This window comes from Mesorhizobium abyssinicae, from assembly GCF_049887195.1.
Classification (GTDB): Bacteria; Pseudomonadota; Alphaproteobacteria; order Rhizobiales; family Rhizobiaceae; genus Mesorhizobium; species Mesorhizobium abyssinicae.
Map to the genome: position 1 here is coordinate 223,562 of NZ_JARAKC010000006.1, position 17,898 is coordinate 241,459.

At 65.4% G+C, this 17,898-nt stretch carries 20 protein-coding genes and 1 pseudogene; 10 read left to right on the forward strand and 11 right to left on the reverse strand.

Annotation, left to right across the window (positions count from 1 at the left end):
• Genes PU724_RS15915 through PU724_RS15930 form a run of 4 tightly spaced genes read left to right on the forward strand, consistent with a single transcriptional unit; the run spans position 1 to position 4,705 of the window.
• The gene (locus PU724_RS15915) at positions 1-1,620 is read left to right on the forward strand and encodes a phytoene desaturase family protein (RefSeq protein ID WP_354420075.1); all 1,620 of its coding nucleotides are present in this window, start codon (positions 1-3) and stop codon (positions 1,618-1,620) included.
• Positions 1,607-3,181 (forward strand): phytoene desaturase family protein, encoded by a 1,575-nt coding sequence (locus PU724_RS15920; protein WP_127309892.1) that lies wholly within the window; start codon positions 1,607-1,609, stop codon positions 3,179-3,181. Before PU724_RS15915 ends, PU724_RS15920 begins: the two co-directional genes overlap by 14 nt.
• 2 nt (positions 3,182-3,183) lie before the next feature.
• A complete protein-coding gene (locus tag PU724_RS15925; RefSeq protein ID WP_127309896.1) occupies positions 3,184-4,443 on the forward strand; it encodes an aminomethyl transferase family protein in 1,260 nt (419 codons plus the stop codon).
• Between the two features lies 1 nt (position 4,444).
• On the forward strand, positions 4,445-4,705 hold the full coding sequence (locus PU724_RS15930) for a hypothetical protein (protein WP_127309891.1): 261 nt from the start codon (positions 4,445-4,447) through the stop codon (positions 4,703-4,705).
• Positions 4,706-4,723: 18 nt separating this feature from the next.
• Here the strand turns inward: PU724_RS15930 and PU724_RS15935 are convergent, their stop codons facing one another.
• The 5 genes from PU724_RS15935 to PU724_RS15955 all read right to left on the reverse strand — a co-directional run bounded on the left by PU724_RS15935 (position 4,724) and on the right by PU724_RS15955 (position 8,266).
• Positions 4,724-5,137, reverse strand: coding sequence for a VOC family protein (locus PU724_RS15935; RefSeq protein ID WP_127309890.1), 414 nt, complete (start codon positions 5,135-5,137; stop codon positions 4,724-4,726).
• A gap of 42 nt (positions 5,138-5,179) precedes the next feature.
• Positions 5,180-6,238, reverse strand: a complete 1,059-nt coding sequence (locus PU724_RS15940) for a dipeptidase (protein ID WP_127285285.1) — start codon at positions 6,236-6,238, stop codon at positions 5,180-5,182.
• Positions 6,239-6,403: 165 nt separating this feature from the next.
• Complete coding sequence (locus PU724_RS15945; protein ID WP_354420076.1) at positions 6,404-6,703, reverse strand: GNAT family N-acetyltransferase; 300 nt, start codon at positions 6,701-6,703, stop codon at positions 6,404-6,406.
• A gap of 3 nt (positions 6,704-6,706) precedes the next feature.
• Entirely contained in the window at positions 6,707-7,330 is a 624-nt protein-coding gene (locus tag PU724_RS15950) for an alpha/beta hydrolase (protein ID WP_128274017.1), read from the reverse strand.
• Between the two features lie 3 nt (positions 7,331-7,333).
• Positions 7,334-8,266, reverse strand: a complete 933-nt coding sequence (locus tag PU724_RS15955; protein ID WP_128274015.1) for a VOC family protein — start codon at positions 8,264-8,266, stop codon at positions 7,334-7,336.
• Positions 8,267-8,494: 228 nt separating this feature from the next.
• Between PU724_RS15955 and PU724_RS15960 the strand changes: the two genes are divergently transcribed.
• Positions 8,495-10,036 carry an alkaline phosphatase family protein gene (locus PU724_RS15960; protein WP_354420164.1) on the forward strand — a complete coding sequence of 514 codons (1,542 nt, stop codon included), beginning with the start codon at positions 8,495-8,497 and terminating at the stop codon, positions 10,034-10,036.
• Between the two features lie 100 nt (positions 10,037-10,136).
• Here PU724_RS15960 and PU724_RS15965 read toward each other — a convergent pair whose 3' ends face one another.
• Positions 10,137-11,444 carry a PRC-barrel domain-containing protein gene (locus tag PU724_RS15965; protein WP_128274013.1) on the reverse strand — a complete coding sequence of 436 codons (1,308 nt, stop codon included), beginning with the start codon at positions 11,442-11,444 and terminating at the stop codon, positions 10,137-10,139.
• A 250-nt stretch (positions 11,445-11,694) separates the two neighbouring features.
• Between PU724_RS15965 and PU724_RS15970 the strand changes: the two genes are divergently transcribed.
• Positions 11,695-12,615 carry a diacylglycerol/lipid kinase family protein gene (locus PU724_RS15970; RefSeq protein ID WP_128274011.1) on the forward strand — a complete coding sequence of 307 codons (921 nt, stop codon included), beginning with the start codon at positions 11,695-11,697 and terminating at the stop codon, positions 12,613-12,615.
• 29 nt (positions 12,616-12,644) lie between these two features.
• Here PU724_RS15970 and PU724_RS15975 read toward each other — a convergent pair whose 3' ends face one another.
• Positions 12,645-12,812 (reverse strand): hypothetical protein, encoded by a 168-nt coding sequence (locus tag PU724_RS15975; RefSeq protein ID WP_187331436.1) that lies wholly within the window; start codon positions 12,810-12,812, stop codon positions 12,645-12,647.
• 80 nt (positions 12,813-12,892) lie between these two features.
• Here PU724_RS15975 and PU724_RS15980 point away from each other — a divergent pair.
• Together PU724_RS15980 and PU724_RS15985 are read left to right on the forward strand one after the other, a co-directional pair.
• Positions 12,893-13,021: pseudogene (locus PU724_RS15980) on the forward strand (hypothetical protein); the annotation flags it as partial.
• Positions 12,964-14,490 carry a sensor histidine kinase gene (locus PU724_RS15985; RefSeq protein ID WP_354420077.1) on the forward strand — a complete coding sequence of 509 codons (1,527 nt, stop codon included), beginning with the start codon at positions 12,964-12,966 and terminating at the stop codon, positions 14,488-14,490. The pseudogene PU724_RS15980 and the gene PU724_RS15985, both read left to right, overlap by 58 nt.
• Positions 14,491-14,536: 46 nt before the next feature.
• Here the strand turns inward: PU724_RS15985 and PU724_RS15990 are convergent, their stop codons facing one another.
• Positions 14,537-14,992, reverse strand: coding sequence for a hypothetical protein (locus PU724_RS15990; protein WP_354420078.1), 456 nt, complete (start codon positions 14,990-14,992; stop codon positions 14,537-14,539).
• A 9-nt stretch (positions 14,993-15,001) separates the two neighbouring features.
• Positions 15,002-15,328, reverse strand: coding sequence for an ElaB/YgaM/YqjD family protein (locus PU724_RS15995; RefSeq protein WP_354420079.1), 327 nt, complete (start codon positions 15,326-15,328; stop codon positions 15,002-15,004).
• Between the two features lie 239 nt (positions 15,329-15,567).
• On the opposite strand from PU724_RS15995, the gene PU724_RS16000 reads away from it, so the two are divergent.
• Positions 15,568-15,939 (forward strand): response regulator, encoded by a 372-nt coding sequence (locus tag PU724_RS16000; protein WP_127286212.1) that lies wholly within the window; start codon positions 15,568-15,570, stop codon positions 15,937-15,939.
• Between the two features lie 69 nt (positions 15,940-16,008).
• On the opposite strand, the gene PU724_RS16005 is transcribed toward PU724_RS16000, so the two are convergent.
• The gene (locus tag PU724_RS16005; protein WP_126057999.1) at positions 16,009-16,560 is read right to left on the reverse strand and encodes an RNA polymerase sigma factor; all 552 of its coding nucleotides are present in this window, start codon (positions 16,558-16,560) and stop codon (positions 16,009-16,011) included.
• Between the two features lie 3 nt (positions 16,561-16,563).
• Positions 16,564-16,767: a NepR family anti-sigma factor gene (locus PU724_RS16010; protein ID WP_187331438.1), complete on the reverse strand. Its 204-nt coding sequence runs from the start codon at positions 16,765-16,767 to the stop codon at positions 16,564-16,566.
• 231 nt (positions 16,768-16,998) lie between these two features.
• On the opposite strand from PU724_RS16010, the gene PU724_RS16015 reads away from it, so the two are divergent.
• Positions 16,999-17,793, forward strand: coding sequence for a response regulator (locus tag PU724_RS16015; protein ID WP_127310416.1), 795 nt, complete (start codon positions 16,999-17,001; stop codon positions 17,791-17,793).
• Positions 17,794-17,898 lie beyond the last annotated feature (105 nt).

Here is a 17,898-nt window from a genome sequence, read left to right on the forward strand (position 1 = left end):
ATGAAGGCGTGGGATGCGATCGTCATCGGCGGCGGCCACAACGGCCTGGTCAATGCCTGTTACCTGCAGCGCGCCGGACTCGACGTGCTGGTCGTCGAGAAGAACGACTGGGTCGGGGGCGCGGCCACCAGCCGCGAGCTGACGCCGGGCTTCCTCTATTCGAACTGTTCCTACGTCTGTTCGCTGTTTCGGCCCGAGATCATGCGCGACCTGGAGCTGCCGCGCTTCGGCCTGCAGGTGATCTCCTATGAAGGCGGCGCGGTGTTCACCCGCGACGGCGACTACCTTGCCAACTACCGCGACCACGACGCCCATCGCCGCGAGTTCGCCCGCTTCTCCAGGCGCGACGCCGAGGCCTATGACCGCTATTCGCGCGACGTGACGCGGCAATGCCGCTTCATCCAGCCGCTCTTGATGCGCACCGCGCCCGACCCGACCAGTTTCAAGCCGCGCGACCTCGGCGAATTGCTCTATCTGGGGAAAAAGTTCGCCGGCCTAACGGCCGAAGAGATGGCGCTGACCTTGCGCTTCTGGACGATGTCGATCTCGGACTTCCTCGACGAGTATTTCGAGACCGACGTCATCAAGGCTAACTTCGCGCTGTCCGGCATCATCGGCACCGCGCTCGGGCCGATGTCGCCGGGCACGGCCTACGTGCTGCTGCATCACTATATGGGCGAGGTCGACGGCTCGGTCGGCGCCTGGGGCTATGCGCGCGGCGGCATGGGCGCCGTCACCAGGGCGCTGGCCGCGTCCTTCAGGGCCTCCGGCGGCACCATCCGCACCGGCGCCGAGGTCGATCATGTGCTGGTCAGGAACGGCAAGGCCAAGGGCGTCGTGCTCGCCGGCGGCGAGGAGATCTACGGCAAGCTCGTCATCTCCAACGCCGACGTCAAGCGCACCTTCCTGAAACTGGTCGAGGAAAAGGAACTGCCCGACATCTTTCTGCGCCGGGTCAGGAACTTCAAGATCCGCGGCTCCTCCGGCAAGGTCAACATCGCGCTGGATTCGCTGCCCGAATTCCCGGCCCTGCCCAAGGATTCGCCGGTCTATCGCGCCGACATGCACTTCACCGATTCCATCGAGCGCATGGAGCGCGCCTATGACGACTGGAAGGCCGGTCGCTGGTCGGCCGACCCCTTCCTCGACATGATGATCCCGACCACGCTCGACCCGACCATGGCGCCGCCGGGAAAACATTTCATGAGCTGCTTCGTGCAATACGCGCCGCCGAAGATTGACGGCCGCGACTGGACCGATGCCGACCGCGACGGCTTCGCCGAAAGCGTGATTTCGCAGATCGCCGCATACTCGCCCGGCTTCCGCGACCGCATCGTTCATATGGAAGTGCGCACGCCGCGCGAAATCGAAGCCGAGGTCGGCCTCACCGAAGGCAACATTTTCCAGGGCGAACTGACCTTCGACCAATTGCTGTTCAACCGCCCGGTGCCTGGCTACGCGCAATACCGCTCGCCGGTGGGCGGGCTTTACATGTGCGGCTCCTCCACCCATCCGGGCGGCGGCGTCATGGGCGCGCCCGGACGCAACGCCGCCGCCGAGATCCTGCGCGATCTTGCCAAGCCAACCTCACATATGAGCCCGGCCCATGACGTCATCTGAAGTGAATTGGGATGCCATCGTCATCGGCGGCGGCCACAACGGCCTCGTCGCCGCCGCCACGCTGGCGAAATCGGGCCGCAAGGTGCTGCTGCTCGAAGCCGGCAACGATCTCGGCGGCGCCGCCCGCACCGAGGAATTTGCGCCCGGCTTCCGTGTCTCCGCGGTCGCCCACCTGCTCAACCGCCTGCATCCCGATGTGGTGAAGACGCTGGAGCTGGAGCGCCACGGCCTCAAGGTCGAGCGCGCCGATTTCGTGCCTTCGGTGGCGCTGTCGAAGGACGGCTCGCTGGTGCTGCACGGCGCCTATGGCGAGGTGCTGACGGGCGCCAGCCCCACCGAGCAATCCGCCTGGAAGGAACTGCGCGCGCAACTGCTGCGATATGCCGGCGTGCTGAAGCCCTTCCTGTCGCGCCGGCCGCCGGATCTTGCCGGCATGTCGATCGCCGAGATGACTGGCCTCGGCCAGACCGCGCTGGCGCTGAAGCGGCTCGGCAAGGAGGACATGCGCGACTTCCTGCGCGTTCTGCTGATGAATGTCTACGACCTGCTCGACGAGCAGCTTTCGGACGACAGGCTGAAGGGCCTGCTCGCTTTCGACGCGACGCTCGGCTCCCATCTCGGGCCGCGCTCGCCGACCTCGCTGCTCGGTCTCTATTACCGGCTGGCCGGCGAGATCGGCGGCCTTGCCGGCGCGCAGATGCTGCCGAAAGGCGGCATGGGCGCCGTCGTCGCCGCCATCCGCGCGGCGGCCGAGCAGGCTGGCGTCTCGATCCGCCCGGCATCGCCGGTCGCCAAGGTCATCGTCGAGAATGGCCGCGCCGTCGGCGTCGTCACGCAAGGCGGCGAGACGCTGCGGGCAAAGTCCGTCGTTTCCGCCATCAATCCGGCCACCACCATCCTCGATCTCGTCGGCCCGCGCGAGGTCGACACGGGCTTCGTGCGCAAGGTGAAGAACATCCGCATGAAGGGCGACGCGGCGAAGCTGCATCTGGCGCTCGACCGGCCACCGCAATTTTCCGGCGTCGATGCCGCCGGCCACAAGGGCCGGTTGGTCATCGCACCCTCGCCCGACCATGTCGAGCGCGCCTTCAACCCGTCGAAATACGGCGAGTTCTCGCCCGAGCCGGTGATGGAGATCACGCTGCCCAGTCTGGCCGATGTATCGCTGGCACCCTCCGGCGCCTGCGTGCTCTCGGCAGTGGTGCAATATGCGCCCTATGCGCTGAGAGCGGGCTGGGCCGCCGGCAGGCCGCAATTCCTCAAGGCGATCATGGCCCAGCTCGAGACCTACGCGCCCGGGATCGGCGCGACAGTACGCCATGCCGAGCTTCTGACGCCGGCCGACATCGAGGCGCGCTACCGCATGCCCGGCGGCCACTGGCACCATGGCGAATTGCAGGCCGACCAGATGCTGATGTCGCGGCCGGTCTCCGGCTGGTCGGGCTACGACACCCCGCTCGAAGGACTGTTCCTCGCCGGCGCCGGCTCGCACCCGGGCGGCGGCATCTCCGGCGCGCCCGGCCTCAACGCCGCGCGCCGCATCATCGCGATGAGGGCATGAGCATGGCGCAAGCAACCAGGAAGAAGCCCATCGCAAGCGAGGTGGACACCGCCCTCGAAGCCCGCCTCGCGGCGCAACCGCATTTCCGAACGCTGCGGCTCGGCACGCCCTTCCAGGCGCGCATCGACGCGCTGGGCTTGAAGCAGGACTGGTACAGCTGGGCCGGCTATCGCGCCCCGCACTCATTGTGGGACGAGGAACTCGAATATTTCGCCATCCGCAGCCAGGCGGCACTCTTCGACATCTCGCCGATGACGAAGTACCGCATCGAGGGGCCGGACGCCGAAGCCTATCTCGACCGCGTCACGCTGCGCGACGTGACCAGGCTGCAGCCCGGCCGCGTCCACTACACCGCCTGGTGCGACGATGACGGCTTCGTTCTCGACGACGGCACCCTGTTCCGGCTGTCGCCGACGCGCTTCCGCCTCTGCTCGCAGGAGCGGCATCTGCCCTGGCTGCTGGACAGCGCGATCGGCTATGAAGTGAGCATCGAAGAAGAGACCGAAGCGGTCGCCGGGCTTGCGCTGCAAGGCCCGACCTCCTTCGCCATCCTCCGCGACGCCGGCTTCGCCGGCGTCGAAAGGCTGAAGGTTTTCGACCTCGCCGAATTCGCGCATGACGGCGCCACCGTGACGATCTCGCGCACCGGCTTCACCGGCGATCTCGGCTACGAGCTGTTCGTGCCCGCCGACAAGGCGCTGAGCCTGTGGGATCGGCTGATGGCGGCGGGCGAGTTGCGCGGCATCCGCGCCATCGGCTACACGGCGCTGAACCGCGCCCGGCTCGAAGCCGGCCTGATCGTCGCCAATGCCGACTTCACCACCGCCGAGCATGCCATCCGCGCCGACCGCCTGCGCATGCCGGACGAGATCGGCCTCGGCTTCATGGTCGATCCCGAGAAGGGGCACTTCAACGGCCGCCGCGCCATCCTCGAAGCGCGGACGAAGAAGAAGCTGCGCCACGTGCTGGTCGGGCTGGAGATCGAGGGCAACATCCCGGCCGAGCATGCCATCGTCTACTATCGCAAAAGCCAGGAGGTCGGGCTGGTCAGTGCCGCCATGTGGTCGCCGATGGCCAAGCGCAACATCGCCATTGCGTCTTTGCAACGGCCTTATGGCGACACGATCGTGGACGACCTCTGGGTCGAGATCTACGCCATGCGCGAGCTGCAGTACCAGAAGCTGATGAAGAAGGCGAAGGTGGTGCAAAGGCCCTTCATCAAGCTCGACCGCCGCACCGCCAGCCCGCCCGCGGATTTCTGACATGGCAAGCGAAGCGGAGAATCTGGATGCGGAGGCGGAAGCCGCCGATCAGTGGCAGCTGGTCAACACGCCGCTCGGCGAACCGTGGTCCGGCCGCACCCGCTATGCGGCGGCGATGTTCTTCTTCAAGCGCGGCGAGATGAATGCCGAGACGCTCGAAGTCTACCGCATCTGCGCCCGGCTCGATTCGGAAAATCCGCTGCCGATCATCCGCGACCGCAGCGTCGGCAAGGACTGGCTGAAGCGCATCGGCTTCGAATAGGGCGCGCTATACCCTTCGCTACGCTTGCGCACCACGGCTCACAGCGGCGAGCTTGTTGCCGTCCGGATCGCGCACGTAAGCTGCGTAGAAGTCCGGGCTGTAGTGCAATCGCAGGCCGGGCGCACCTTCGCAACTCCCGCCATTGGCAAGGGCTGCAGCATGGAAATCATCCACTTCCTTCCATGATCGCGCTCTGAAAGCGACCATGCTGCCGTTGCCTGTTGTCGCTGCCTGCTTGTCGAACGGCGTTCCGACCCAGAACGCGAGCTCCCGCAAACCGCCATCCTCGTACGTGCCCCAACCCGCCGACGCGCGATCCCAGTCCGGATCGCCGGTGATGCAACGTTGCATGCCGAGCGGCGCCAAAGCCGCGTCATAGAACGTCGTGGCGCGTTTCAAGTCGTTGGTGCCGAAGTAGACATAGGTAAGCATGGCGCACCATCGGCGTTTACAAAGTAGTGAAGTCGGCCCGCATCACCCTATCGTCTTTTCCAGCACCCTCAACCAGTTGCGATAGGCGATCTTCTCGATCAGCGCTCGCCCAAAACCGCGCGCGGCCAGCGCGTCGATAAGCTTGGGCAGGCCGGCGACATCGCCGATGACGGCCGGGATCATCGCGCCGTCGAAATCGGAGCCGAGCCCGACGCCATCCTCGCCGAGCGCCTGCAGCAGCGAATCGATGTGGCGGACCATGATGTCGAGGCCGGTGTCGGCATTCATCTTGCCGTCCTCGCGCAGGAAGCCGGTGGCGAAGTTCAGGCCGACCATGCCGCCGGTCTCGCGGATCGCGCCGAGCTGCCAGTCGGTCAGGTTGCGCGAATGGCCGCAGATCGCGTGCACGTTGGAGTGGGTCGCGACCAGCGGCGCATCGCTCAAGCCCGCGACATCGCGAAAGCCCTTCTCATTGAGATGCGAGAGGTCGATCATGATCCTGAGCTGATTGCAGGCCTTGACCAGAGCCTTGCCGGCATCGGTGAGGCCGGGCCCGGTGTCGGGCGATGACGGGAAGCGGAACGGCACGCCGTTGCCGAAGGCATTCGGCCGGCTCCAGACGATGCCCAGCGAGCGCAGGCCGGCGGCGTGCAGCACATCGAGCATGGCAAGCTCGGGGTCTATCGCCTCGACGCCTTCGATGTGGAACACCGCCGCGATCGAGCCCTTCGCCATCGCCTCGCGCACGTCGCCGGCGCTGCGGCAGACGGTCAGTGCGCCGGCGCGTTCCAGCCTAAACAGGATCGAGGCCATGCCGATGGTCGAGGTGATCGCCTCGGCGCGCGGCAGCTCCGGCGGCAGCGGCTCGTTGTCGCTCGGCGCCGGCGGCACGGCGCTGCGCTTGGTCTTCTCGATCGGCGGCGGGAAGATCGCGAACATGCCACCGGCAAAGCCGCCCTTCTTCGCCCGTGGCAGATCGATATGGCCGCCCGGCGTGCCGTCGATGAACAGCTTTTCGACATCCGCTTCCTTCGACTGGTAGAGCCTGAGCAGCGTGTCGTTGTGGCCGTCAAAGACGGGGATGAGGTCGGTTGCGGTCATCAGGAGGCCATTGGCTTGAGGTGGCGGGCCGCGGACGGCGAGTGCGTCCGCGGACGATACCTCTACTTAGGCAAGATGGCTAAATCGCGCAAATGCCAGTGGCGTGTTCGCATTTGTGGCTGAGGCGTGTTCTCCTTCTCCCGTTGTGGGAGAAGGGGGAACTTGCTACCGCTTCAGCACGTCGGCCCATTCCGGATGGCGGCGGAACTGGGCGTTGGCGAACGGGCAGAGCGGGATGATCTTCTTGCCGGCCGCGCGCGCGTCCTCGATGGCGCGGGTGACGAGGCGAAGCCCCGCGCCCTGGCCGCGAAACGCGTCAGGCACCTCGGTGTGATCGATGATGAGCTGATGCTCGCCGATTTTGGTGAAGGTCATCTCGGCCTCGGCGCCGCCGGGCCCGCGCAGGACATAGCGGCCCTTGGAGCCGCGATCCTCCAGTTCGACCTCGGGCAATTGATCAGCCATTGCTCACGCTCCTTCAACCGGCAGGCCGGCAAAGAGCTGCCGCGCCGCCTCGATTTCATTCGGCCGCACTTCGTGCCCGCCATCGTGCCATTCCACAGTGACAGCGGCGCCGTCGGCGCGCAAATAGGCCTCCAGCCGCGACGTCAAATTGGGCGGGCAGATCGGATCGCGCCTGCCGGCCGTAATCAGCACAGAGCGGCCGGCGAGGCTGCCTTTCACCTGCGGCTCGAAAGGGATCAGCGGATGCATCAGCACCGTCGCGTCGAACAGGCCGGGTTCCGCGAACGCCACCGACGCCAGGATGTTGGCGCCATTGGAATAGCCGAGCCCAAGCACCGTCGAGGGCTTTGCCGCCTCGACATGCGCCTTGATGAAGGCAGCCATCTTGGCGGTCGCTCGCGCCAAGTCTTCCATGTCATAGACCCCCTCGCCGGTGCGGCGAAAGAAGCGGGCGGCACCCTGCTCCGACACATCGCCGCGCGGCGACACGATGCTTGCCGAAGGCACCAGCTCGCGTCCCAGCGATACCAGCTGGTTCTCGTCGCCTCCGGTTCCGTGAAAGACGAAAAGCAGCGGACTGCCCGGCGAACCGGGCAGCAGCTTGTGAGTGTAGGTATCCTTGCTCATGGCTCAGTCTTCCAGTTTCTGCAGGTGCTGTTCGAGATAGGGCCTGAGATGCTGGTGCTGCGCCGGCAGCTTCAGCGCCTCGCCGAGATGAGCGGTGTCCTCGTCGCGGTCGAAGCCTGGCTCGTTGGTGGCCATCTCGAACAGTACCCCGCCCGGCGTGCGGAAATAGATCGCCCAGAAATAGTCGCGGTCGATCACCGGCGTCACCTGGTAGCCGGTGTCCATCAGCGCCTTGCGCACTTCGAGCTGCCTGGCGCGGTTCTCGACCGCGAAGGCGACATGGTGGACCGAGCCGGCGCCGAGATTGGCAAACGCCGCGCCCGGCAGCGATTCGATGTCGACGATGTCGGCGCCATTGCCGTTCTTGACCGCAAGCCGGCGGACGTTGCCGGACTTGTCGACCTCCCGATAGCCCATGAACTTCAACAGCTCCTCGGTGGCGCCGCCATCCCTCAGCCGAAGCTGCACCGAGTGGAAGCCGCGGATCGCCTCGTCGGCGGGAACGCCGCCCTTCGCCCAGGGCGCGCGGCCGTCGGCCTTGTCTTCGACGAGCGCGAAGCCGTCGCCGTCGGGGCCGGCGAAGGCGAGCCGCTTCTCGCCGAACGTCTCTTCGCGCGACAGGCCCGCGACGCCTTCATCGGCAAGGCGCTTCTCCCAATAGCCGAGCGTGCCTTCCGGCACCGAATAGACCGTCGTGCCGACCTCGCCCACCCCATGCCGGCCCTTGCCGATATTGGGGAACGGGAAATAGGTCATCACCGAACCCGGCGTGCCGACCTCGTCCGCATAGTAGAGATGATAGACGTCAGGCGCGTCGAAATTGACGGTCTTCTTGACCCGGCGCAGGCCGAGCTTTTTGGTGAAGAATTCATTGTTCCGGCGCGCATCGCTGGCCATCGAGGTGACGTGATGCAGGCCCTTGATCTGGTCGAGCATTTTTCTGCTCCTTCCCTTTTGCTGGTGCGGCCCTCGCCGCTGTCCACGCCAATATGAGGATAGGCACGGCCGCGGCAAAGGAGGCAAACACAGAATGGACTGTGCTGTAAAAGTGAACGATATCGCATCATTTGTTCACCAATCAACAGAGATGCGCGGCCTTGCGCGACGGCCTGAATTCGGCTCCATGAGCGGCATGCCGGATGAGGAGACAAACGCTTGGCCAGCATGAGCGAACGCCCCAACATTCTCCTGATCACATGCGACCAGTGGCGCGGCGATTGCCTGTCGACGGCCGGCCATCCGGTGCTGAAAACACCGAATGCCGATGCACTTGCCGCCGAAGGCGTGCTGTTTCGGCGCCACTTTGGCGGGGCAGCCCCTTGTTCGCCGGCGCGCGCCTGCCTCTACACCGGGCTCTACCAGATGAACAACCGCGTCTGCCGCAACGGCACGCCGCTCGATGCCCGCCACGGCAACATCGCGCTTTCGGCCCGGGCCCTCGGCTACGACCCGACGCTCTTCGGCTATACTGATGTCTCGCTCGACCCACGCCTGCTTGCGCCCGGCGACCCCAGGCTGAGAACCTATGAGGGGGTCCTGCCCGGCTTCACCGTGCGCCAATTCCTGCCCGAGCATCAGAAGCCTTGGCTGTCCTGGCTGAGCGCCCAGGGCATCGACTCCAGTGCCGGCCATCCTGACGTCCACCGCCCGGTTGGCGAACCGAGCGACCCCGTGACCAATGCGCCACCAATTTACTCGCAGGACCAGACGCCGACGGCTTTCCTGGCCGGCGAGTTCATCCGCTGGCTGGGCGAGCAGGAGCGTGGCGCGCCCTGGTTCGCGCATCTCTCCTTCATCAGCCCGCACCCGCCCTTCATCGTGCCTGAGCCCTACAACGCCATGTATGATCCGGCCGACGGCCCCGCTTTCAGTCGCGCCGGGTACTGGCAGGCCGAGGCGGAAAGCCACCCGTACCTCGCTTACGATCTCGACCGCCGGATGAGGCAGAACTTCCGCCCCGGCGCCGAAGGCAAGGTGCGCGACTGGGGTGAGGACAATATCCGCGCCATCCGCGCCATTTATTACGGCATGATCTTCGAGGTCGACGCGCAACTCGGACGCCTTTGGCAGGCGCTCAAGGCGGCGGGAGCCTGGGACGAGACCGTGATCGTGCTGACCTCCGACCACGCCGAGATGATGGGCGACCATTTCATGCTCGGCAAGGGCGGCTTCTTCGACGGCAGCTACCACATCCCGCTGATCATCCGCGACCCGCGCCTGGGCCATGCGGCCGGCGGCAGCGTCGATTGCTTCAGCGAGGCCGTCGATATCCTGCCGACCCTGCTCGATCTCCTCGGCGAGGATCCGCCACCGCATCTCGACGGCCGCTCACTGAAACCGTTCCTGGAAGGCGCTGCGCCGCGCGATTGGCGCGACGCAGCGCATTGGGAATTCGATTTCCGCTCGGTGGCCGATGGCGAGGCCGAGCGCCACTTCGGCATCGGCTCGCGCCAGTGCAACCTCGCCGTCATCCGTTCGCAAGACTTCAAATATGTGCATTTCGGCGGCGGCCTGTCGCCCCTGCTGTTTGATCTGAAGAAGGATCCCGGGGAGCTGACCAACGTCGCCAACGATCCCGCCTATCTCGCGGTGCGGCTGCAGTTTGCCGAAAGGCTGCTGGCCTGGCGGGCGGAGCATCTCGACCAGTCGCTGGCGCTGGCGGAGCTGACGGAGAATGGCGTGGCTGGATATGTGAGTAGGCAGTAGGCAGTAGAAAGCTCATTTCCCTACTGCCTACTGCCTACTGCCTACTGCCTACTGCCTACTGCCTACTGCCTACTGCCTACTGCCACCCAACTCCTATTGCCTACTGCACCTTCATCCTCTGCTGGTCACGCTTCTCGGCGTAGCTGCCCTTGTCGTAGGCCGCCTGCGCTTCAAGCTGTTCCTTGGTGAAGGTGGTGTAGAGATATTTCTTGCCGTCCTTGTCGGTCATGAATTTGAGGTTGTCCATGCCGACAGCGACTTCCTTTTCGCCGATGCCGAGGAAGCCGCCGACATCGACGATCACCGCGTCCGGCTTGTTCTCGGGCGTCAGCACGACGTCACCGATCTCGCCGACCTGGACATCGTTGGCGCCGTAGACGGTCGTCCCTTTCAGGTCGTCACCCCGGATCTCGCCGACCGGCATCTCCGTCAGCGTCGACTTGTCGATCGCCGCGGTCTGCGTCGGGTCGGTGGTCTTGGCTTCAGGGGCTGCCGGGGCCTCGGCCGTCTTTTCGGCCGGCGCCGGAGCGGTTGCGGTTGGAGCGGCGGCCTTTGGCACCTCGGCCGACGCGGTGGTTGCCGGCGCCGGATCATAGGCCTTGCGGTTGAAGTCGGGCTGCGCCTGCAGCTCTTCCTTCGTGGTCTCGGCGACCAGCCAGCGATCACCGTTCTTTTCGGCCCACTTGGCCTTGGCGAAGTCGAAGGCGACGTTCTTCTCGCCTATGCCGAGGAAGCCGCCAACACCGATGACGAGCGCCTCGGCCTTGCCGTCCTTGGTGAGCACGATGTCGTTGACGTCGCCGATGTTCTGCGCGTCGTCGGCGGTGCCGTTGTAGACGGACTCGCCGATGATGTTGGTGGCGAGGTTGCCATCTGCCTTCTTCACCGGCTCAGCCGAAGCGGCATTCATGTCGACAGGCTTCTGCGCACCGGTGCCTTCCGTCGTGGTCGCCGGCGCCTGCGCTGTCGTGTCGGTCTGGGCGGCCGGTGCCGGATCATAGGGCTTCCTGTCGAAGTCCGGCAGCGCCGTCAGGGCTTCCTTGGTGGTCTCCGCGACAAGCCAGCGGTCTCCGTTCTTCTCGACCCATTGCAGCTTGTCAAAGTCGAAGGCGACGTCCTTGGCTCCTATGCCAAGGAAACCGCCCACGCCGATGATGGCGGATTTTGCCTTGCCGGTCTCGTCAAAGACGACGTCGCTGATCTTGCCGATATCCTGGGCATCGTCGGCGGTGCCGTTATAGACGGATTCGCCAATGATGTTGGTGGCGAGGCTGCCTTCGGCGCGCATCACGGGAACGGCCGGCGCTTCGTTCTGCGTGGCCGGCGCGGGCGTCGTTGCGGTTTGCGCCTGGACGCCGGTTGCTATCAGCGTGGCGAGCGCGGTGGTCGCAAAAAGGGTGCGGATCATAATGCTTCCTCCTCGTGCATGATTTTCGGGCACACCGCAGGGTCGCTGAAAGAGCGGCCGCGGCGCTTCTACAGATTCACAACGTCGTGACCAGATCGTTGTTCCGAAAAAGGCGCTTCCCGCTCCGGACAAGCCCATGAAATTGCTGGCCCGGCCGTCGTGTTTCACCGGACCCTGGAACCTTTCTCCGGGCATTCCGTTTCAGCCTGCGGCTGAGCCCAGCGGCTCGGTGAGCGAAACGGAGTGGGGCATGCGATTTGCGGCGGTGCTGAACCGGGACGGCGGCACGTTGCGGACCACCGATCTTTCCGGCTTCTGTGACCGGCTGCGCCAGACGCTGGAGGCGGCCGGCCATACCATCGACGTCGATGTCGTTGCCGGCCAGGACATTGCAGCGGCCTTGCAGAAGGCGGTCCGGCGGCGCGGCATCGACGTCGTACTGGCCGGCGGCGGCGACGGCACCATTTCGACCGCGGCCGGCCTGCTGATGAACCGCAAGACGGCACTGGCCATCCTGCCGGCTGGCACGATGAATCTCTTCGCCCGCGGGCTCGGCGTTCCGCAGACCTTGGATGCGGCGCTGAAATCCTTTGCCGATGGCGAGGTGATAGAAGTCGATATGGCGAGCGCCAACGGCCGGCCTTTCGTGCACCAATTCTCCATCGGCCTGCACGCCAAGATGGTGCAACTGCGCGAGGGCATGGAATTCGGCTCACGCCTCGGCAAGATGCGGGCCTCGGCGCGCGCCGCCTGGGCGACGATCAAAAACCCCCCGGCCTTGAAGGCGACGCTCACCATAGGCGAGGCGGAAATCGTAACCCGAGCCACCGGCATCGGCGTCACCAACAACCTGTTCGGCGAAGGTCATTTGCCCTATGCCGACAATCCCGCCGGCGGCGTGCTCGGCATCTACATCTCGGTGGCGCGCAGGCGCGGCGAACTGGTCAGGGTCTTCTTCGACATGGCGCGCGGCAAATGGCGCGATAGCGCCCATGTCGAAATCCATCAGGCAGAGAGTGCGAGACTGAAAATCCATGCCGCGAGCAGCAAATACCGCGCCGTCATGGATGGTGAACTGGTCAAGCTCGAACGCGAGACCGAGATCGCAATTCACCCCGGAGCGCTAAAGGTGCTGGTCCCGTCTCGCATCGCACGGGCGGAGGCGGCGTGATGGATAGGAAAACGACATCGGCGCGACCGCTAGCCCTTTGGCCCCTGTTCGGTGGTCGGAGCCTTGATTACTTCGCCGTAAATCTCCGCGACCCCCCAAGCGACGAATGCCAGAAGCAAGCCTGCGACGAGGATCTTGAGCACGTTGACGCCCCAGCGTCCCTGACGGGCTTTCTCCTCGGGGATGATCTTGGTCATGGTCGGCCTCCGTATCGTTTGGCACCGGCCGGCGCGTCTGGCAGAATATGGTCGGGTAACGGTTCCTCGCCGCGAAGGTTCCGGAGCCTGGGGCGTACGCATTGGTCGGCACCGCGGCCGTTGGCAGCGGGACGCGGCATTTGGGGGCTTGGTGGATAGCAGGGTTCGCAAAACGCCGGGACTGCCGGCCGACGTCCTTGGCGCCGTGAAGGCGCAGGATCGACTTGCCGTGCTTCACGGTCTGCTTGATACGGCGCCCGATCCTGATTTCGACCGCATCACAGCTCTTGCCGCCGCTGTGCTCCAGGCGCCGATCGCGCTGATCACCCTGGTCGACGCCGAGCGCCAGTGGTTCAAGTCGAGCCTTGGCCTCGACGAAACCGAAACCACCGCGGGAATGCCCTTCAGCGCACATGCCATCGCCGCCGGCGACGAGCCGATGGTGGTGACCGACGCGACCCTAGACGCGCGCTTCGCCGCCAGTCCCGCAGTCAGCGGCAAGCATCGGATCCAGTTCTATGCCGGCGTGCCGATGGTCGTGGCGGGCGCCCGTATCGGCACGCTCTGCGTGCTGGACCGCAAGCCGCACGCCTTTCCGTCCGCAGACCAGCTCGGCCAGTTGAAGGCACTGGCCGAACTCGCCGCCAGCCTGTTCACGCTGAAGGACGCCACCCGCAGCGGCGCTATCGCAAAGGAGGCCCTGGCACAGGAGGAAAAGCGTCGCGCCATCGCCCTCGACGCCGCCTCGCTCGCCAGTTGGGCATGGGACATCCGCACTGACATCATCGAATGCGACGTCCTGCTGTCCGAACTTTTCGACCTGCCGCGCTCGAATCGGCTGAAGGCGCGCGACATACTGGCGGCCATCGATCCGCGCGACGTCTATCAGACCGAGACGCGCTTTCGCGACGCTCTGACCGGCAGCGACGACTATTTCGGCGAATACCGGGTGAAGGGCATCTACCCGCCGCGCTGGATCGCCACCCGCGGCCGCGTCATCGAACGCGACAGCGACGGCAAGCCGACGCTGATCTTCGGCGTCAACTACGACATTACCGAGCGCAAGCTAGGCGACGAGCGCCAGCGCCTGTTGCTGCGCGAGCTTAACCACCGCGTCAAGAACACCCTGGCCACGGTGCAGGCGCTGGCGACGCAGACCGTTCGCCACGCCCGCCAGCCGAGCGAATTCCTGGAAGCCTTCGGCGCCAGGCTGCAGGCGCTGGGCGCCGCCCACAATCTCCTGTCCGACCGGGAATGGCGCGGCATCGGCATCCACGAACTGGTGCAGATCGAAGCCAAGCCGTTCGACAGCGCCGCGCAGCCGCGCATGACGATCACCGGAGAAGACCTGCTGCTGACCCCCGACCAGGCAGTGGGGCTTGGCCTGATCCTGCATGAGCTGGCGAGCAATGCCCTGCAATACGGCTCGCTGTCGGTCGCCACCGGCAGGGTCGAGCTCGGCTGGAAGACGCAAGGCAGGAAGGGTGCCCGTCATCTGGTGCTGACCTGGCGTGAAACCGGCGGCCCGCAGGTCGAGCCGCCGGACCGTCACGGCTTCGGCTCGATCCTGATCCGCCGCAGCCTGGCCAAGGTCATTTCCAGCGCGGTGAAGCACGAGTTCCGCCCGGAAGGCGTCTTTGCCCAAATATCGATACCGCTCGAGGATCTGCCGAAATAGTCCGTAGCACGGTGCGTCGGAGCGGATTCACGCAGCGCGCCCGGCTCTAGTCCGCATCGTCGGCGTCACGATCCGGTCCGGCATTCTCGCGGTAGATGGCGTAGGCGGCGAGCGCGATCGCCGGGGCGAGAACGGCGCCGAGCCCGCCCTTTCCCTTGAGCAGGACGGGCAGGGCAGCGAGCGCGGCGGTGATGCCGAGCGCCTTCATGTCGGCACTGCGCTGTCGCGCCCGGCGCCGCGCGCGCAGCCCCGCCGACAGCCGGTAAACGATGAGAACCGATCCGGCGATCACCAGGAAGCCGACGCCGAAACCCAGCGAGGCCGCCATCGGGCCATAAAGCCCGGCGATCCAGATGTAAGCCGCGCCGATGAGAAAGCCGACGCCGCACATCGCTGCGAGCGTGACGATGATGTAGATGACCGCCGCGGTCCGCGCGCGGCCGAGGGCCGCCAAGGCCTCGCCGGAGGCGAGAGCCGAAATCAGCGATGCAAGCATTGCCATTGGGTGGGACTAGCGCCGCGCCAGAAGCGCGAACAGGAAGCCGACGCCCGCCGCGATCGCCAGCGAGGTCACCGGCTTTTCGCGCACATTGGCAACGATCTGCGCCTCGATATCCCTGGCATTCCCGCGCAACCCTTCGAAGGCGGCCTCGCCCTGGGCGCGCAGTTGTTCGACGCCCTCGGTGGCCGCCCGCCGCGCCGTTCCGTAGCCGTGCTCGCCGGTCTTGGCCAACTGCTTGGTCAGTTTTTCGATGTCGGCCCTCAGTTGCCTGATGTCGGCTTCGAGGTCCGGACTCGTCCGGCCGTCTGTCGCGTTTTTTCCTGCGGCGGTCGCCATAGCTTAACTCCTTGCGTTTGCTTGCTTTCAACGTCCAACATACGGCAAGGTTCCTCGCCAAAAAAGTGGACTTGGCGAAGCGCTTCGGCGCCGCGGCGCCCTATCCGAACCGCGCCTTCCTGTCTCATCAAAACTTCATCGGCGCTCCGACACAACTTTTTAAATGACAGCTCGCCCGATAGCGCCCATGACTGCCTCTTCAGGAAGACATTATCGCAAGGAGACTTCGCTAGGTGCCATTGCTTGACGGATTGCGGATTCTCGTCCTCGAGGACGAATTCCTGATCGCCGCCGACGTCGAACAGCTGTGCCGCGACTATGGCGCCGGCGAGGTGGTTGTTGCCGGCGACCTTGCGGAGATCGAGCCGGAGCACGTGGCCGCGCAATTCGATGCCGCCATCGTCGACCTGATGCTGAGCGGCACCTCTACCCTCGGCTTCGCCTCGCGGCTGCGCGAATCGGGCCTGCCCTTCATCTTCGCCTCCGGCCACTCCGAGGTGGACGAATTGAAGACGGCCTTTCCGGAGATCCGGCTGGTCAGCAAACCCTTCTCCGGCGAGGACCTCGTCGAAGCGGTGGCGGCGGCCTGCGGCCGCGGACCGCTCGCCTGAGCGAGCAACGCCACGGTTTTTAAGTCCGGAATTCGTCAAACAGGGATAGAGCGGTAGGCGGCCGGACAGTCAGGCGGCGTTCGACCCCGTCACTTGCGCCGAGATCGCGTCCGGGCCGTACTCGTCTTCGCCAGAGATTTTCAGGATCTCCTGCAGCCTGGCGCGGGCGCGGCTGACTCGGCTCTTGATCGTGCCCACGGCACAGCCGCAGATTTCGGCCGCCTCCTCGTAGGAAAAGCCCGACGCACCGATCAGGATGATGGCTTCGCGCTGATCCTCCGGCAACTGTTCGAGTGCGCCGCGAAAGTCCTTGAGGTCGAGTTGGCCGTGCTGGGCCGGATGGACGGCGAGCCTCGCGGTCATGATGCCGTCGCTGTCCTGCACCTCGCGGCCGCGCTTGCGCATCTGCGAGTAGAACTCGTTGCGCAGGATGGTGAACAGCCAGGCCTTGAGATTGGTGCCCGGCTGGAAGCTCTCATGCTTGTCCCAGGCCTTGACCAGCGTTTCCTGCACCAGGTCGTCGGCCTTGTCGGCGTTCTGCGTCAGCGACACGGCAAAGGCGCGCAGACTCGGGATCGAGCCGAGCAGGTCGGTCTTGAAGCTCTGCGAGACGGCCGCCATGCCTCAGTCCTTTTTCCGCGCGGGCTCGGCCTGCTCAAGCTCGCTGAGCAGTTGGGCGAAGCGGTCCGGCACGTGGTCGGAGACCAATTCATCGTAATATTGCTTGAGTTTGCGGCCGATTTCCGAGTTTGGCCCCAAGGGGTCGCCGGAAACAACCCGACGCCGTCCCGCGGCGCCGGCCGAAGTGTCTTTCGTCATGTCCTTCATTTCGCCCTTTATTTCCAGCACCCTGGCCGCCCCTAACATACAACGCTAAGCGGCCCCCTCATCTGGTTGCCCATCCCGATCTCAAACGTCGTCCCCTTATATTAGTTCCATCGCAACCGGAACTTTTTCGGCAAGCCGGCGTTTGGCTCCTCGGGGCTTGCAATCAGCTTGGCCAGCCACCTATGCAATAGCCACCTGATGCAATTGCGTCATCTGAGGGAGACGTCCAACATGAGCCTGTCCGCCACCATCACGCCGCACCTTCCGTTCCTGCGCCGCTTCTCGCGCGCGGTTTCCGGATCGCAGGAGAGCGGCGATGCGCTGGTCGCCGCGATGCTCGAAGCCATCATCGCCGATGTCGATATCTTCCCCCAGGCATCGAACGACCGCATCGCGCTGTACAAGGTTTTCGCGCGGCTCTTCACCTCGATTGCCATTCGCGTTCCGCAGGAACATGCGCAATCGGCATGGGAGCAGCGCGCGGCCGCCAATCTGAACGCGATCGCCCCTCGCCCCCGCCAGGCCTTCCTGCTGGTTGCGGTCGAAGGCTTCAGCGAAGACGAGGCGGCCGAGGTCCTGGATGCCGACGAACAGGAATTCTCCGACCTGCTCGCCCAGGCGAGCAACGAGATTTCCCGCCAGGTGGCGACCGACGTCCTGATCATCGAGGACGAGCCGCTCATCGCCATGGACATCGAGGAGATGGTCGAGAGCCTCGGCCATCGCGTCGTCGGCACCGCGCGCACCCATGCCGAGGCGGTGACGATTTTCGGCAAGACCAGGCCGAAGATGGTGCTGGCCGACATCCAGCTCGCCGACGGCAGCTCAGGCATCGAGGCCGTGAACGAGATCCTATCCTCGACGCCGGTGCCGGTGATCTTCATCACCGCTTTTCCGGAGCGTCTGCTGACCGGCGAGCGGCCGGAACCGGCCTTCCTGGTCACCAAACCGTTCAACCCGGACATGGTCAAGGCGCTGATCAGCCAGGCGCTGTTCTTCGATCGGCAGGCCAAGGCCGCGGCGTAATCCAGGAGCGCCGCGCGCGCCTGGGCCATCCGCCATTCCACTTGAGAATGAAGCTTTCGGCGCGTCTGCGACGGGCGTCGCCGAGAGGCTTGGGAATTCGCGTCT

Bases quoted from the DNA above. Each gene is read 5' to 3' on its own strand.
- PU724_RS15950 (WP_128274017.1), bottom strand. From the start codon at position 7,330: ATGAGCAAGGATACCTACACTCACAAGCTGCTGCCCGGTTCGCCGGGC.
- PU724_RS15960 (WP_354420164.1), top strand. From the start codon at position 8,495: ATGAGCGAACGCCCCAACATTCTCCTGATCACATGCGACCAGTGGCGC.
- PU724_RS15955 (WP_128274015.1), bottom strand. From the start codon at position 8,266: ATGCTCGACCAGATCAAGGGCCTGCATCACGTCACCTCGATGGCCAGC.
- PU724_RS15975 (WP_187331436.1), bottom strand. From the start codon at position 12,812: ATGACCAAGATCATCCCCGAGGAGAAAGCCCGTCAGGGACGCTGGGGC.
- PU724_RS15970 (WP_128274011.1), top strand. From the start codon at position 11,695: ATGCGATTTGCGGCGGTGCTGAACCGGGACGGCGGCACGTTGCGGACC.
- PU724_RS15990 (WP_354420078.1), bottom strand. From the start codon at position 14,992: ATGGCAATGCTTGCATCGCTGATTTCGGCTCTCGCCTCCGGCGAGGCC.
- PU724_RS15995 (WP_354420079.1), bottom strand. From the start codon at position 15,328: ATGGCGACCGCCGCAGGAAAAAACGCGACAGACGGCCGGACGAGTCCG.
- PU724_RS15945 (WP_354420076.1), bottom strand. From the start codon at position 6,703: ATGGCTGATCAATTGCCCGAGGTCGAACTGGAGGATCGCGGCTCCAAG.
- PU724_RS15940 (WP_127285285.1), bottom strand. From the start codon at position 6,238: ATGACCGCAACCGACCTCATCCCCGTCTTTGACGGCCACAACGACACG.
- PU724_RS16010 (WP_187331438.1), bottom strand. From the start codon at position 16,767: ATGAAGGACATGACGAAAGACACTTCGGCCGGCGCCGCGGGACGGCGT.
- PU724_RS15935 (WP_127309890.1), bottom strand. From the start codon at position 5,137: ATGCTTACCTATGTCTACTTCGGCACCAACGACTTGAAACGCGCCACG.
- PU724_RS15930 (WP_127309891.1), top strand. From the start codon at position 4,445: ATGGCAAGCGAAGCGGAGAATCTGGATGCGGAGGCGGAAGCCGCCGAT.
- PU724_RS15965 (WP_128274013.1), bottom strand. From the start codon at position 11,444: ATGATCCGCACCCTTTTTGCGACCACCGCGCTCGCCACGCTGATAGCA.
- PU724_RS15920 (WP_127309892.1), top strand. From the start codon at position 1,607: ATGACGTCATCTGAAGTGAATTGGGATGCCATCGTCATCGGCGGCGGC.
- PU724_RS16015 (WP_127310416.1), top strand. From the start codon at position 16,999: ATGAGCCTGTCCGCCACCATCACGCCGCACCTTCCGTTCCTGCGCCGC.
- PU724_RS15925 (WP_127309896.1), top strand. From the start codon at position 3,184: ATGGCGCAAGCAACCAGGAAGAAGCCCATCGCAAGCGAGGTGGACACC.
- PU724_RS15915 (WP_354420075.1), top strand. From the start codon at position 1: ATGAAGGCGTGGGATGCGATCGTCATCGGCGGCGGCCACAACGGCCTG.
- PU724_RS16005 (WP_126057999.1), bottom strand. From the start codon at position 16,560: ATGGCGGCCGTCTCGCAGAGCTTCAAGACCGACCTGCTCGGCTCGATC.